This window comes from Arenibaculum sp., assembly GCF_035998295.1.
Taxonomy (GTDB): domain Bacteria; phylum Pseudomonadota; class Alphaproteobacteria; order Azospirillales; family Azospirillaceae; genus DASYHS01.
Window position 1 is genome coordinate 1 of sequence record NZ_DASYHS010000182.1, and the last position, 13103, is coordinate 13103.

The 13103-nt window shown below is 69.1% G+C and carries 15 protein-coding genes; 11 read left to right on the plus strand and 4 right to left on the minus strand.

Features of this window, described 5'->3' with window-relative positions; genetic code table 11:
* The 8 genes from VGO20_RS18225 to VGO20_RS18260 form a co-directional block, all read left to right on the plus strand.
* The coding region (locus VGO20_RS18225) for a PhoH family protein (RefSeq protein WP_327503812.1) at nucleotides 1-172 on the plus strand (172 nt) is incomplete at its 5' end.
* Between the two features lie 202 nt (nucleotides 173-374).
* Nucleotides 375-986: an SCO family protein gene (locus VGO20_RS18230; RefSeq protein WP_327503798.1), complete on the plus strand. Its 612-nt coding sequence runs from the start codon at nucleotides 375-377 to the stop codon at nucleotides 984-986.
* Nucleotides 987-1245: 259 nt separating this feature from the next.
* On the plus strand, nucleotides 1246-1503 hold the full coding sequence (locus tag VGO20_RS18235) for an AtpZ/AtpI family protein (RefSeq protein ID WP_327503799.1): 258 nt from the start codon (nucleotides 1246-1248) through the stop codon (nucleotides 1501-1503).
* Nucleotides 1504-1547: 44 nt separating this feature from the next.
* Complete coding sequence (locus tag VGO20_RS18240) at nucleotides 1548-2291, plus strand: F0F1 ATP synthase subunit A (protein ID WP_327503800.1); 744 nt, start codon at nucleotides 1548-1550, stop codon at nucleotides 2289-2291.
* A gap of 78 nt (nucleotides 2292-2369) precedes the next feature.
* A complete protein-coding gene (locus VGO20_RS18245) occupies nucleotides 2370-2594 on the plus strand; it encodes an ATP synthase subunit C family protein (RefSeq protein WP_327503801.1) in 225 nt (74 codons plus the stop codon).
* 95 nt (nucleotides 2595-2689) lie between these two features.
* Nucleotides 2690-3364: a F0F1 ATP synthase subunit B family protein gene (locus VGO20_RS18250; protein WP_327503802.1), complete on the plus strand. Its 675-nt coding sequence runs from the start codon at nucleotides 2690-2692 to the stop codon at nucleotides 3362-3364.
* Nucleotides 3364-3846: a F0F1 ATP synthase subunit B family protein gene (locus tag VGO20_RS18255; protein ID WP_327503803.1), complete on the plus strand. Its 483-nt coding sequence runs from the start codon at nucleotides 3364-3366 to the stop codon at nucleotides 3844-3846. Before VGO20_RS18250 ends, VGO20_RS18255 begins: the two co-directional genes overlap by 1 nt.
* Nucleotides 3847-4001: 155 nt before the next feature.
* Nucleotides 4002-4193, plus strand: a complete 192-nt coding sequence (locus tag VGO20_RS18260) for a DUF3008 family protein (protein WP_327503804.1) — start codon at nucleotides 4002-4004, stop codon at nucleotides 4191-4193.
* An 80-nt stretch (nucleotides 4194-4273) separates the two neighbouring features.
* On the opposite strand, the gene VGO20_RS18265 is transcribed toward VGO20_RS18260, so the two are convergent.
* The 3 genes from VGO20_RS18265 to VGO20_RS18275 form a co-directional block, all read right to left on the minus strand.
* Nucleotides 4274-6013: a hypothetical protein gene (locus VGO20_RS18265; RefSeq protein WP_327503805.1), complete on the minus strand. Its 1740-nt coding sequence runs from the start codon at nucleotides 6011-6013 to the stop codon at nucleotides 4274-4276.
* A 120-nt stretch (nucleotides 6014-6133) separates the two neighbouring features.
* Complete coding sequence (locus tag VGO20_RS18270; RefSeq protein WP_327503806.1) at nucleotides 6134-6790, minus strand: class II aldolase/adducin family protein; 657 nt, start codon at nucleotides 6788-6790, stop codon at nucleotides 6134-6136.
* Complete coding sequence (locus VGO20_RS18275) at nucleotides 6787-7800, minus strand: C45 family peptidase (protein WP_327503807.1); 1014 nt, start codon at nucleotides 7798-7800, stop codon at nucleotides 6787-6789. The genes VGO20_RS18270 and VGO20_RS18275 overlap by 4 nt, the downstream gene beginning before the upstream one ends.
* Nucleotides 7801-7962: 162 nt before the next feature.
* Between VGO20_RS18275 and hydA the strand changes: the two genes are divergently transcribed.
* Complete coding sequence (gene hydA, locus VGO20_RS18280; RefSeq protein ID WP_327503808.1) at nucleotides 7963-9426, plus strand: dihydropyrimidinase; 1464 nt, start codon at nucleotides 7963-7965, stop codon at nucleotides 9424-9426.
* Nucleotides 9427-9793: 367 nt separating this feature from the next.
* Nucleotides 9794-11149, plus strand: a complete 1356-nt coding sequence (locus tag VGO20_RS18285) for a SidA/IucD/PvdA family monooxygenase (RefSeq protein ID WP_327503809.1) — start codon at nucleotides 9794-9796, stop codon at nucleotides 11147-11149.
* A 68-nt stretch (nucleotides 11150-11217) separates the two neighbouring features.
* On the opposite strand, the gene VGO20_RS18290 is transcribed toward VGO20_RS18285, so the two are convergent.
* Entirely contained in the window at nucleotides 11218-12117 is a 900-nt protein-coding gene (locus VGO20_RS18290; RefSeq protein WP_327503810.1) for a LysR substrate-binding domain-containing protein, read from the minus strand.
* 366 nt (nucleotides 12118-12483) lie between these two features.
* On the opposite strand from VGO20_RS18290, the gene VGO20_RS18295 reads away from it, so the two are divergent.
* Nucleotides 12484-13083: a 2-hydroxychromene-2-carboxylate isomerase gene (locus VGO20_RS18295; RefSeq protein ID WP_327503811.1), complete on the plus strand. Its 600-nt coding sequence runs from the start codon at nucleotides 12484-12486 to the stop codon at nucleotides 13081-13083.
* The last annotated feature ends 20 nt before the right edge of the window (nucleotides 13084-13103 follow it).

Consider the following 13103-nt stretch of genomic DNA (forward strand, 5'->3'; position numbering starts at 1 on the left):
CACCATGGTCCTGACCGGCGACCCGGACCAGAGCGACCTGCTGAACGGGCTGTCCGGCCTCGCCGACATCGCGCGGCGGCTGCAGGCGCTCGACGGCATCGCCGTCGTCCACCTGAACGAGAGCGACATCGTCCGCCACCCGCTGGTCGGCCAGATGCTGACCGTGCTCTGAGGACGGCGGCCCTCCCGCTCCGGCGGGAGGGCCCCACCACCACCCGGACATCGCCACCGGCCGCCGGCGTTGCCCGACGGGCAGGAGGGACGAGCCCCGACCATGCGGGCCTGCGGCGAATGGTCTCTCGCAAGAGACTGGCCTCCCGCGCGCGGAACCCCAACTATCGGGGCGATACCTTATTTCCCGACGGACACCGGCCATGATGAAACGACGCCTGCTCCGCATCGCCATGGGATCGCTGATCGGGCTGGCCGTCGCCTTCCTGGCCGCCTGGCAGATCTCCCGCGTGACGCAGTCTCCGCTCGTCGCCGGCTCCACCAGCGGCAGCGCGCAGGTCGGCGGCCCGTTCACGCTGGTGGACCACACCGGGGCGACCGTCACCGAGCGCGACTTCGCCGGGCGCTACCTGCTGGTCTATTTCGGCTACTCGTTCTGCCCCGACGTCTGCCCGACCGACCTCCAGGTATTGGCGCAGACCATGGACCACCTGGGGCCGGACGCCGACCTCGTGCAGCCGCTGTTCGTGACCATCGACCCCGCGCGCGACACGCCGGAGGCGCTGGCCGGCTATGTCGGGCTGTTCCATCCCCGGCTCGTAGGGCTGACCGGCACGCCCGAGCAGGTCGCCCAGGCCGCCTCGGCCTACAAGGTCTACTACGCCAAGGCCGGCGACGACCCGGACTACTACCTGATGGATCACTCCTCCTTCATCTACCTGATGGGACCCGACGGCAAGTTCCTGGACGTGTTCCCGCGCGGCGCCGCTCCCGAGCGCATCGCCGAAAAGGTCCGGGAGCGCGCGGGCAGGTGACCGCGGACACGCCGCCGGACCGCTCCGGCCGGTCGGAAAGCCTGGATTATCAGGCACTTGAAGGGAAGGTTTTGCGACTTGACAGGGTATTGCCCGAACCGTATGGTGCCGCCGCTTTCGCGCGGCTGCCGGCCGGACGGAGTGGAGAGGGCCGACCATGAGCGAGGACCGACCTCCCCCGTCGGACGATTTCGACGCCAGGTTGCGGAAGGCACGTGAGCGCGGGGCTCCGCCGGCCTCCGGTTCGAAAGGCGACGGGATGTCGCGGAGTGCTCTCGGCCTCGCGTTCCGCATCGGCGTCGAGCTGGTGGCGGCCATGATCGTCGGACTCGGCGGCGGGCTCCTGCTCGACCGCTGGTTGGGAACCGCGCCGTGGGGCCTGGTGGGAATGTTCTTCCTGGGCGCCGCGGCGGGGATAATGAACGTGTACCGGACCGTGAACGGGATCGGAATGGCGCCCGGCTACCGCCGGCAGCCGGACGAGACCGGGAGCGGGCCGCAGGATCGAACCGGCTGAGCCAGCGCTGCTGAACCAGGATACAGGCTGAACGAGGACGCCCCGTGGATCCCCTGCACCAATTCGAGATCAGACCGCTCGTTCCGATCCACATCGGCGACCTGGACGTCTCCTTCAACAACTCGGCGATGTTCATGGTCATCGCCGTGCTGCTGATCACGGCGCTGCTGGTGTTCGGGATGCGCGGACGCGACCTCGTCCCCGGCCGCCTGCAGTCGATGGCCGAGATGTTCTACGAGTTCGTCGCGAACATGGTGCGGGAGAACGCGGGCCCCGACGCGCGCCGCTACTTCCCCTTCGTGTTCTCGCTGTTCATGTTCATCCTGTTCGGCAACCTGCTGGGCATGGTGCCCGGCGCGTTCACCTTCACCAGCCACATCATCGTGACCTTCGCGCTGGCGCTGACGGTCTTCGTGTTCGTGACGCTGCTGGGCCTCGTCAAGCACGGCCTGCACTTCTTCAGCCTGTTCATGCCGCACGGCGCGCCGCTGGCGCTCGCCCCGGTGCTGATCCCGATCGAAGTGCTCTCCTACCTGTCGCGTCCGGTCAGCCTGTCGATCCGGCTTTTCGCCAACATGATGGCCGGCCACACCATGCTGAAGGTCTTCGCCGGCTTTTCCGTCCTTCTCGGTGCCGGCCTGGGCGGCACCGGCTACGCCATCGGCATCCTGCCGCTCGTCATCAACGTCGCCCTGGTGGGCTTCGAGATCCTGGTGGCGTTCCTGCAGGCCTACGTCTTCACCATCCTGACCTGCCTCTACATCCGCGACGCCCTGGAGCTGCACTGATCCCGGTGCGGCACCGGGCGGAGCCGGACCCGCTTCACCCACCACACAGTTCAAAATTCCAAACGAAAGGTATCCATCATGGACGCAGAAGCCGCTAAGTTCATCGGCGCCGGTCTGGCGGTGTTCGCCCTGTTCGGCGTTGGCCTGGGCATCGGCAACATCTTTTCGACCCTGATCGCCTCGATCGCCCGCAACCCGGCATCGCGCGCCCAGGTGTTCCCGATCGGCATTCTGGGCTTCGCGCTGACCGAAGCCGTCGCGCTGTTCGCGCTGCTGATCGCGTTCCTGATCCTGTTTGCCTAAGCCTGACGGGGCCGGTATTCGCTCTCGCTCATCGCGGCGCCGCTCCCGGGTCCACGACCTCCGGGACACGGCGCCGCAAGCTTAGGGGTTCGACAATGCCCAACCTTCTGGCCCGCGCCCGTGCGGGCAGACTGGCCGGGCGCGCAGCCTTCGCCTGGGCGCTCATCCTCGCCTCGACGGGGAGCGTCCTGGCACAGGTGGAGCACGCCGCGGTCGACGCCCACGGCGCCGCCGGCGAGCATTCCGGGGCGGGCCTTCCGCAGCTCGACCCGGCCACCTTCGCGCCCCAGCTCGTCTGGCTCGCGATCACCTTCGCGGCCCTGTACTTCCTGATGACGAAGGTCGCCCTGCCCAAGGTCGGCCAGGTGCTCGAGGAACGCCAGGAGCGCATCTCCGCGGACCTGGACAGGGCGCAGGCGCTGCGCGACGAGGCCGACACCGTCATGGCGGCCTACGAGAAGGCCCTGGCCGACGCCCGCGCCCAGGCGCAGGCGCTGATGGCCGAGACCGCGGCGGCCGTGGCCGGCATCCAGTCGGAACGCCAGAACGCGTTCGCCTCCGACATCGCGGCCAAGACCCGCGCCGCCGAGGAGCGCATCGCCGCCGCGAAGGACAGGGCGCTGGCCGGCGTCCGCTCCGTCTCGGCCGAGATCGCCCAGGCGGCGGCCGAGAAGCTCGGCGGCGTCAAGGTCGACGCCGCGGAAGCCGACGCAGCCGTCGGCGACCAGCTCGACGGGCAGGCCACGGCCCAGCTCAGGAGGACTGCCTGATGTTCCAGTCAGCGGAATTCTGGGTCGCCGTCGCCTTCGTCATCTTCGTCGTCCTCGCCTTCCGGCCCGCCCGCAAGGCGATCGTCGCGATGCTGGACGACCGGGCGGAGAGGATCCGCACCGAGCTGGACGAGGCCCAGCGCCTGCGCGAGGAGGCCCAGACCCTGCTCGCCGGCTACCAGCGCCGCCAGCGCGACGCGCTGAAGGAGGCCGAGGACATCATCAGCCACGCCCGCGACGAGGCCGAACGGCTGCGCGCGCGCGCGGTCGAGGAGCTGGACGCCTCGTTGAAGCGGCGCGAGGCCCAGGCCCTGGACAAGATCGCCCAGGCCGAGGCGGGCGCCGTCCAGGAGGTCCGTAACCTCACGGTCGACATCGCGGTGGCGGCCACCGGCCAGCTGCTCGCCCGGAAGATCGATGCCAAGGCCTCCGGCCGGCTCGTCGACCAGGCGATCGCCGACCTGCCGAAGAACCTGCACTGACCCTTTCCGCCTGACGGCGGAACGGACCGATGGCCTCCGCACCCCGGTGCGGAGGCCATCGGCGTTTCGGCCCCCGGAAACGCCCCCCGAGAAGCGCCCTCGAACCGGAATCCGCCCGGCGCTGTTGATCGCTTCGAACCGGAAGGAGGATCGACATGCCCAAGGCTGAATCGAAGAAGCAGCAGATGGCGGCGGGCGCCGCCCTGGCGGCCAAGCGCGGAGAGAAGCCCAAGTCGAGCCTGCGCGGCGCGTCCAAGGACATGGTCGAGTCGATGAGCGAGAAGGAGCTGCACGACATGGCCAGCACCAAGCGCAAGAAGCTGCCGACCCGCGAATCGAAGGACTGAAGGGAAGCCGGCGGGACGGGATCCGCCCCATCCCGCCGGCCCGCCCCGCCGGCCCGCCCCGCCGGCCCGTCGCCGCTCCGTTACTGCGCCTGCGTGCTCAGGTAGTCGCGGAACGCGCTCTTGTGGACGAAGGCGTCGGGCGCCTCCGGCTTCTCGACGTTGTTGCCGAGCGCGAAGCTGAAGTTCTGGCCGATGGTCGCGGCGAAGCCGTGACAGCCGGCGCAGCCGCCCATGTTGAGCGGCTCGGCCAGCGATCCGAGCCTGCGGTTCTGGAAGGGCAGCAGCTGGTTGTTATAGTAGGGCACCGTCGTCCCGTTGGGGCCGGCCACCACGTCCGAGGGCGCGCCGTTCACGAGGTTGCCCGAGAACATGCCCAGGGAATAGTCGGTCTCGATGGTCGAGTTGGCGGTGTAGTAGGACGCCCTGTTCGCGTCCGTGACCGACGACTTGTCGATCGGGGCGGGCTGGACGTTCACCAGCTTGTAGTAGAGCCAGGGCGACGACGTCATCCCGTTGCTGGCGAGATAGGACGAGATCGCGGCGTGCGCGGTCGCATTGATCGCGACGATGTCGTCCGAGATCGCGTGCCAGCGCCCGTCGACGCAGATGTTCCCATCCGAGGGCATGGTGCCGTAGAACGGGTTCTCGCGGAAAAACAGCCGCGATCCCGGCTGCGTGCAGTAGCCCTGGTCGCCCGCGATCACCACCTTGGGATCGACCTGCGAGGGGTCGGAAGTCAGGGCCGGCGAGGTCGGGCTGGCGGGCGCCGGGCCCAGGAGCTTGCCCGTGGGGTCCTCCGTCGGCTGTCCGTCGGCGGTGAGGATGTTGTCGGCCTGCTCGAAGGTCGACCAGACCACCCAGGGCGCCGCCTGCGTGAAGCTGATCACGTGGAGGCCGACCAGCCCCCAGACGTCCTCGCGGTAGCAGGGCTTGCCCTGGGCGTCCTCCTCGTAATAGCGGACGGTGTCGGTGTGGAACCGCCCGGACGAGGCCTCCTGCGCCGTCAGCGGCCGCCAGGACGACTTGAACTCGAAGGACGGCGCGGGGTTCGTCGGGAACTCGACGAAGGGCGACGGCGGGTCCTGGGACTGGCCCTGCGCAAGCTGGTTGACGTAGTTGGTCACGGCGGTGTCGAGCGGCGCGCCGGCCGTCCCCAGGCCGTACCAGAACTTGCTCTGCGCGATGTACGAGTAGAACGCTTCGTTCATCTTCACCGCGTAGCGGATCAGCTGGGGCTGGCTGTTGCGGCCGGTCGGGTCGACGGCGGGCAGGACGCCGGCATAGGTCTGGTTGTTGCCGATCTGGGTCGTCTCGTCCAGGGGGACCCAGGCGGGCGTCGCGACCGGCGTCTGGCCGGAGCAGGCCTCGATCTGCCCGGTGGGGGTCCCCACCTTTTCGGGCGAATAGAAATAGGCCGGCGGGTCGGCGTACCCGTAGTCCGGCGGGCCCTTCTGCCACCCGTGCGGCCCGACCATCGCGCTGCCGGTGCCGGGATACACCTCGACCTTGGCGCGGGTCGTCTGCCAGACGGTGGTGCCGCCCGCGCCGAACTTCGCGGCCGGGTCGGGCTGTTCGCGCGTCGCCGTCAGCGCGGGCCAGTTGTAGGCGATGAAGCTGTTCCAGGCGAAGACCGCCGCCTGCTGCGCCTTGATGAACCCGGTCGCCCCGTCGACGCAGGGCCCGGCCGGCACCGACGACGACACCGAGATCTGGGCCGGGCACTGCTGGGCCGCGGCAGGCGAGGCGAAGCCGGCGGCCGAGCACAATGCCCCCGCTACCGCCGCCACCGGGCTTACCCGGTGCAACCACGCATTCGTCATGAATCCACCTCCGTTCGCGCTGCAAGAGGTTCCGCAGCGTCGCCGCATCGTATGGCCGAACGGATTACTCAATACATAATAGTTGAAATCTGGATGGGTATTTCGACTACGATGATATGTTCAGTTCGGCGACTGTCCGTACTTCATCCGCCGGAACTGGTCCAGCACCCGTTCCATCTCCGGTTCGGACAGGATGGCCGGCTGGCCGAGGGTGAGCGCCAGCACGTATTGCCGCGCCAGGGTCTCGACCTCGACCGCGAGCGCCAGCGCCTGCTTCAGGCCGTCGCCGAGCACGATCAGGCCATGGTTCGACAGCAGGCAGGCCCGGCGCCCCTCCAGCGCCCGGATCGCGTTGTCCGACAGGTCCTGCGTGCCGAAGGTCGCATAGGGCGCGCAGCGGATCGAACTGCCCCCCGCCACCGCGACCATGTAATGGAAGGCCGGTATGCCGCGCCCATGGCAGGCCAGCACGGTGGCGTGGGTCGAATGCGTGTGGAGCACGACGCCGACGTCCGGCCGCGCGGCCAGGATGTCGCGGTGGAAGCGCCACTCCGAGGACGGGCGCCGGCGCCCGTCCCAGGTGCCGTCGAAGCGCAGCCGGACGATGTCCTCCGGTTCGGTCTCGTCGTAGGGCAGGCTCGACGGCGTGATCAGCAGCCCGTCGCCCGCACGCACGGACACGTTGCCCGAGCTTCCCTGGTTGATGCCCAGGCCGTTCATCCGCAGGCAGGTCGCGATGATCTCCCTGCGCAGGTCGAGGTCGTCGGTGGCGGTCATCTGGTTTCCCGTCGGATGGTCTTCAGGTCGCGATCAGGTCGAGCCGGGCGGTCGCGGGGCCGTCCTCTTCCCAGCCGCGCGCCGAGAGGCGCCCGGTCGCCGGCTCCAGCCGGGCCGACAGGCGCGTCGTCGCGTTGAGGATCGGCGGGACGAGCCAGTCGAAGCCGCTGGTGCCGGCGCCGAGCCTGGCCCGCATCTCGGCCAGCCGCTCCCGGCTCGCGGCGGCGCGCGGCGGCGCGCGGCGCGCCCGGAAAGCCGGCGGTCAGCCAATGGTTGCTGACCGCGACCGCGTCCTCCTGGACGACGGCCCGCCGCTCGGTCCGCTCGACGACCGCCGTCTCGCCCGGCCGCGTGCCGACCAGCGTGAATATCGCCGGCGCCGCGAGCGGCGTCTCGGCGAGCATGCGGCGCGCCGCCGTGAAATCCGGGCAGAGATCGAACACCCTGCGCAGCAGCAGCGCCGGCGGCAGGCCGCGCGCGCGCCAGAGCCGCCATTGCGCGCCGGCCCAGGCGCCGGCGGCGCCCGGGCCGGACCCGCGGGGTGCCTGATTGATCGCCGCGGCGAAGCGCCCCGGCGCCAGGCCCTGGACGATGCCGACGAAGCCCGGCCAGGTCAGGGCCGTCCATGGCCCCGCCCTGCCCTCGCGCCTGGCCGCGACGATGGTGGCGCCGACGCCTCGCCGGCCCCAGTCGAGCGCGCGCAGCAGCACCGGCGCCCCGTCCGGCGCCGTGGCGATGCCGCAGGTGCAGCCGAACTCGTAGTTGAGGTTCATCAGCCAGGCGCCGGGCCGCCCGGCGCCGCGCGCCACCGCCGTGATCTCGTCGCGGTAGGGAAGGTCCCGTCCCGCGGCCCACAGGCGCGCCACGCGGTCGCCGAACGCCACCACCGCCGGCGTCAGGTCGCGGCACGCCTCGGCGCGCAGCCGCTCGTAGCGCTGGGCATGCGCCGGCAGCAGACCGTCGAGCCCGAAGGGGCCGAGATCGACGAAGGGGATGACCGGCAGCTGCATCGGCTCGTGCATCGCGCGATTGTGCCGGAGCGGCCGGCCCCCGGCAATCACGCTCGGGACCGGACCCGGGGCCGCCCCGGGGTCCCGCTCCGGGGTGCTGGCCGCCCCGGCGAAGCTGCGATAGGCTTTTCCCAGCGCAAGAACGAAGGGGAGTGGTGCTTCATGCCTGTCTTGATCAAGGGCGGCACGGTCGTGACCGCGGAGCACAGCATGCGGGCCGACGTCCTGTGCCGGGACGGACTCATCGTCGCCGTCGGCGAGAACCTGGAAGCGCCGGCCGGAACCGAGGTGGTGGACGCCGGCGGCCAGTACGTGATGCCCGGCGGCATCGATCCGCATACGCATATGGAACTGCCCTTCATGGGCACGATCGCGAGCGAGGACTTCTTCACCGGCACCTCCGCCGGCATCGCGGGCGGCACGACGACGATCATCGACTTCGTGATCCCGGGGCCGCAGCAATCGCTGCTCGATGCCTACCGCACGTGGCGCGGCTGGGCGGAGAAGGCCGCCGCCGACTACAGCTTCCACGTCGCCGTCACCTGGTGGTCCGACCAGGTCAGCGACGAGATGGGCGTTCTGGCGCGCGAGCACGGCGTCAACTCGTTCAAGCACTTCATGGCCTACAAGGGCGCGATCATGGTCGACGACGGGGTGCTGCTGAACAGCTTCACCCGCGCGCTCGAGCTCGGCGCGCTGTGCACCGTGCATGCGGAGAACGGCGAGGCGGTCTTCCACCTCCAGCAGAAGATGCTGGACCTCGGCATCACCGGCCCCGAGGGACACGCGCTGTCCCGGCCGCCGGAGGTCGAGGGCGAGGCGGCCCAGCGGGCGATCAGCATCGCCTCCGTGCTGGGCGCGCCGGTCTACGTCGTCCACGTCTCGACCGAGCAGGCGACGCGGGCGATCGCGCGGGCACGGGCGGCCGGCCACCGCGTCTACGGGGAGGTCCTGGCCCAGCACCTCGTGATCGACGAGAGCGTCTACCGCAACGAGGACTGGGCGACCGCGGCCGCCTATGTCATGAGCCCGCCCTTCCGTCCCAAGCATCACCAGGATGCGCTGTGGGCCGGCCTCGTCTCGGGGCAGCTCCAGACGACCGCGACCGATCACTGCTGCTTCTGCGCGCCGCAGAAGGCGGCGGGGCGCGACAACTTCACCAAGATCCCCAACGGCACGGCCGGGATCGAGGACCGCATGTCCGTGCTGTGGCATCACGGCGTGAACAGCGGAAGGCTGACGCCGAACGAGTTCGTGCGCATCACCTCGACGAACTGCGCGCAGATCTTCAACATCTACCCGCGCAAGGGCGCCGTCGCGGTCGGGTCGGACGCCGACCTGGTGGTCTGGGACCCGGAGGGCACGCGGACGATCTCGGCCAGGACCCACCACCAGAACGTGGACTTCAACATCTACGAGGGCATGGAGGTCAAGGGCAAGGCCAGCCATACCGTCAGCCGCGGCAATCTGGTGTGGAAGGACGGCGACCTGCGCACGGTCAAGGGCGCCGGGCGCTACGTCGACAGGCCGTGCTTCGCCCCGCCGATGCGCGCCATCGAGCGCCGCAACGAAGAAAGGAAGCCGACGGGCGTGCGCCGCGCGCCGGCCGTCGACGTGACGCCCTGAAGCCCTGAAGACGCCCGCCGCCGGCGACGCAGGATATCGCCGGCGGCGGCCGACCCGGCCCCGAGGGCGGCCGGGTCATCGCCCACCGCCCTCCGCTTCGCCATCCATCCCCATGCGGCCCGGCCGTCCCCATCGCCCGGGGCCGGTGCCGCCCCCCCTGCGCGTGGCGCAACGGCAGATCCGCAAAGACCACTCAATAAAACCTCCAAAAAACTAAACTATTCTACAGAGAAAATCGATTTGAGCGCCGATCTCCACGTCTTACGATGCTAAAACTTCCAAAATACCTCGGGGAAATCTCCCGAAAGTCATCGGCTCTCCATTTCCAAAAAACACATTCTTGTCCCGTTTTACCAGGAGGTCATCCATGCCTGAAAGAAATTCTGCGGAGGTCGATACCGTCATCGTTGGATTCGGCCCGGCCGGGATAGCGTTCACCTGTGCCGTTTCCGACTGGATCGAGGAAACCGGCCAAAACCCGTTCGGGAAAGTCCTGTGCCTGGAAAAGGCGGAGGCCTGCTCCTGGCACGGCGAGTTCCTCCTCCGCAACACCGACATCAATCACCACGTCTTTCGGGACCTGGTCACCCCGCGGAACCCGCGGAGCCGGTTCTCCTTCGCGATGTACCTGAAATCGCGGCAGAGGCTGTACAAGTTCGGCCTGCTCGGAAGGCCGCCGAGCCGGCACGAATGGTCCGACTACATGGCCTGGGTCGCATCCCAGCTTTCCGAATACGTGTCCTATGCGGAACCGGTCCTGTCGCTGGCGCCGGTGGTCGAGAAGGGCGAGGTCGTCGGCATCGACGTCACGACCGAGAAGGGCGGCTACGTCGCGAAGAGCGTCGTCCTGTCCTCGGGCAGCTGGCCCAAGATACCCGACCTCTTCACGCCGCACCTGGGCCGGAAGGTCTTCCACACCTCCGTGTACCTGTCGCATGTCCAGGCGTTCGGGAACGAGTTGCCGAAGCGCTGGCTGGTCCTCGGATCGGGGCAGAGCGCCGGAGAATCCGCGCTGGACCTCCTCGGGCGCGGCGGGGACGTCGTCGTGGAATCGGTGCACCGCTCCGCCGGCTTCAGGATCGGACAGCTCGGCCAATTCCCCAACCTGGCCTTCCTGCCCGAACAGGTCGACTACTTCCACGGCCTCGACCATGACGGCCGCACCCGGCTGTTCGCCGAGATCCGGGCCACGAACTACTCGGGGGTCGACATCGACGACAGCCGGGCGCTGTACTCGCAGATCTACGAGGACAGCATCGAGGGCAAGGAGCGCCTTCGCATGTCGCCCTTCTCGGTCGTGGAGTCCGTGTCGGCCGCCGGCGAGGCGTACGACGTCGTCCTGCGCGACCTGTTCACGGGCCGGCGCAAGGCCGTCGTCGTCGACGCCATCGTGCTCGGCACCGGCTACGAACAGCCCCGGGTGCCGCCGTTGCTGGCGGACTTCCTGCCGTGGCTGGAACTGGACGAGGACGGCAGCGTGACCGTCGACCGCGACTACCGGATCGTCCTGAAAGGCTCCCCGCGCGTGGCGATCTTCGCGAACGGGCAGTCCGAGCGGGCACATGGCATCAGCGACGCGCAGTCCTTCTCGCTCGTCGCCGTGCGTGCCGAGCGGATACTGGCGTCGCTGCTCGAAGGCCGGTCGGCCGACGCGCTGACGGCCGATGCACGGGCGGCCGACGCGCCGGCGACCGGCGAAAGGCTCCTGGAGGCGTCCCGCTAACGGGGGCCGGGCCGCCCGCCGGTGGATGCCCACCGGCGGGCGGCCATCGGTCGGCGTCCGTCGCGCGCTCACGGCGTCCTGGACGCCTCGTCCAGGATCCAGTCGCGAAACGCGGCGACCTTCGCGCGCTGCATCGCCTCCCGCCGCGCGATGAAATGATAGGCGAAGGGCGCCGGGCAAGGCTGGTCGAGGGCGACGACGAGCCGACCCGCCGCGATCTCCTCCTCGGCATAGGCGTCGTGCACCAGCGCGATCCCCTGGCCGGCCACGGACGCGCGGATCAGCAGGAAATCGTCCGCGAAGCTCGGCCCCCGCTGCGCACGCTCGTCCTTCAGCCCGTGCGCGCCCAGCCACAGCGTCCAGTCCGTACGGTCGCAGTCCTGGAGCAGCGGATAGGCCAGGCAGTCCGCCGGTTCGTGGAGCGGCGGCCCCTGCGCCAGCAATGCGGGGGCGCATACCGGGACGAGGCGCGGCGCCAGGAACTGCACCGTCTCCAGTCCCGAATAGTCCCCCGGCCCCTGCCGGAGCGCCACGTCCACCTGGGTTTCGCGCCGGAGATCGATCATCCCGGACGCCGTCTCGACGCGCACCTCGATCCTGGGATGACGTTCCGCGAAGCGCCCCAGGCGCGGAACGAGCCAGGTCGCCGCGAACGACGCGTCTGTCGTGATCGTCAGCGTTCCCTGCCCCCGGGAGACGTGCTGGGGCTCGAACGCCGCGAGGGTGTCCTCTATCACCTGGAACGCCTCGGCCAGTGGCTCATAGAGGCGCGTTCCCGCCGGCGTCAGGCGGACCTGCCGATGGCACCGCTCGAACAGCGCCGCGCCTAGCTGCTGCTCCAGGTGCTTGAGCTGCTGGCTCACCGCGCCCGGAGTGACGTAGAGGACTTCGGCGGCCTTCTTGACGCTTCCGCGGCGGCCAACCTCCACGAAGGCACGAAGCCCGATCAAGGTCAAAGAGATCGCCATGGAACCGTCGTGAAGATTCCGTTCGCTCCTGGAGCCCGCGCATGGCGGCAACCGGCCTGATGCACCACCGTCACCTTCCGTGTCGTAAGATTTCAAAAACAAAACAGCGATTCAGTTAGCGAAATTTGCTCACATCCGGACGCAATCTGTTTTTAAGGTTAAAGGAATATTACAACATTTGACTGCACGGAGTGAATATATTTTCTAATATATTGATGCCGGCGCTTTGACGGGTCCTTGAAACGTCTTGCCTCCGTTGCCGGCGAAAGACCCCGCTTCCGAAACCTGCAGGGGCGTGAGTTTTCTCGTGCAGGAAACGCGCGGACGTGATTGCCTCACGCCGTGCGCGGCGAGGGAGACGGCAGAATGAAGCAGATCGAGTTCTGGTTCGATTTCGCTTCTCCGTACGCGTATTTCGCGGCCCCCGGGATCGAGGATCTAGCGGCCAGGCACGGCCGCGGCGTCGCCTGGCGCCCTTTCCTGCTGGGGGCGGTTTTCGAAGTGACGGGCATGCAGACCTTCGACCGCAGCCCGCTGCGCGGCGAGTACGCCCGGCACGACTGGGCGCGGCTCGCCCGGCGCCTCGACATGCCTTTCGTCCTGCCCCCCGACCGCCCGGCCCTGACCGTTGCACCGGGCCGGGCCTTCCTCTGGCTGGAACGCGAACGCCCGGACGTGGCCGTCGCGTTCGCCAGGGCGGTCTTCGATGCCTATTTCGCGACCGGGCTGGACATCGGCAGCATCGCCGTGACGCTCGACGTGGCGGAATCCTGCGGGGTCGAGCGCATGGCCCTGGAGGCGGCCCTGCGCTCACAGGAGTTGAAGGACCTTTTCCGCAGCCGGACCGGCGAGGCCGTTGCGCGCGGCGTGTTCGGCTCGCCCTTCTTCTTCGTCGACGGCGAACCGTTCTGGGGTTCCGACCGCCTGCCCATGATCGACGAATGGCTGGCCCGCGGCGGCTGGTGATCCCTCCATGCCGCCCGCCG

Bases quoted from the DNA above. Each gene is read 5' to 3' on its own strand.
- VGO20_RS18230 (WP_327503798.1), top strand. From the start codon at position 375: ATGATGAAACGACGCCTGCTCCGCATCGCCATGGGATCGCTGATCGGG.
- VGO20_RS18275 (WP_327503807.1), bottom strand. From the start codon at position 7,800: ATGCAGCTGCCGGTCATCCCCTTCGTCGATCTCGGCCCCTTCGGGCTC.
- VGO20_RS18270 (WP_327503806.1), bottom strand. From the start codon at position 6,790: ATGACCGCCACCGACGACCTCGACCTGCGCAGGGAGATCATCGCGACC.
- hydA (WP_327503808.1), top strand. From the start codon at position 7,963: ATGCCTGTCTTGATCAAGGGCGGCACGGTCGTGACCGCGGAGCACAGC.
- VGO20_RS18245 (WP_327503801.1), top strand. From the start codon at position 2,370: ATGGACGCAGAAGCCGCTAAGTTCATCGGCGCCGGTCTGGCGGTGTTC.
- VGO20_RS18265 (WP_327503805.1), bottom strand. From the start codon at position 6,013: ATGACGAATGCGTGGTTGCACCGGGTAAGCCCGGTGGCGGCGGTAGCG.
- VGO20_RS18285 (WP_327503809.1), top strand. From the start codon at position 9,794: ATGCCTGAAAGAAATTCTGCGGAGGTCGATACCGTCATCGTTGGATTC.
- VGO20_RS18235 (WP_327503799.1), top strand. From the start codon at position 1,246: ATGTCGCGGAGTGCTCTCGGCCTCGCGTTCCGCATCGGCGTCGAGCTG.
- VGO20_RS18295 (WP_327503811.1), top strand. From the start codon at position 12,484: ATGAAGCAGATCGAGTTCTGGTTCGATTTCGCTTCTCCGTACGCGTAT.
- VGO20_RS18250 (WP_327503802.1), top strand. From the start codon at position 2,690: ATGCCCAACCTTCTGGCCCGCGCCCGTGCGGGCAGACTGGCCGGGCGC.
- VGO20_RS18260 (WP_327503804.1), top strand. From the start codon at position 4,002: ATGCCCAAGGCTGAATCGAAGAAGCAGCAGATGGCGGCGGGCGCCGCC.
- VGO20_RS18255 (WP_327503803.1), top strand. From the start codon at position 3,364: ATGTTCCAGTCAGCGGAATTCTGGGTCGCCGTCGCCTTCGTCATCTTC.
- VGO20_RS18290 (WP_327503810.1), bottom strand. From the start codon at position 12,117: ATGGCGATCTCTTTGACCTTGATCGGGCTTCGTGCCTTCGTGGAGGTT.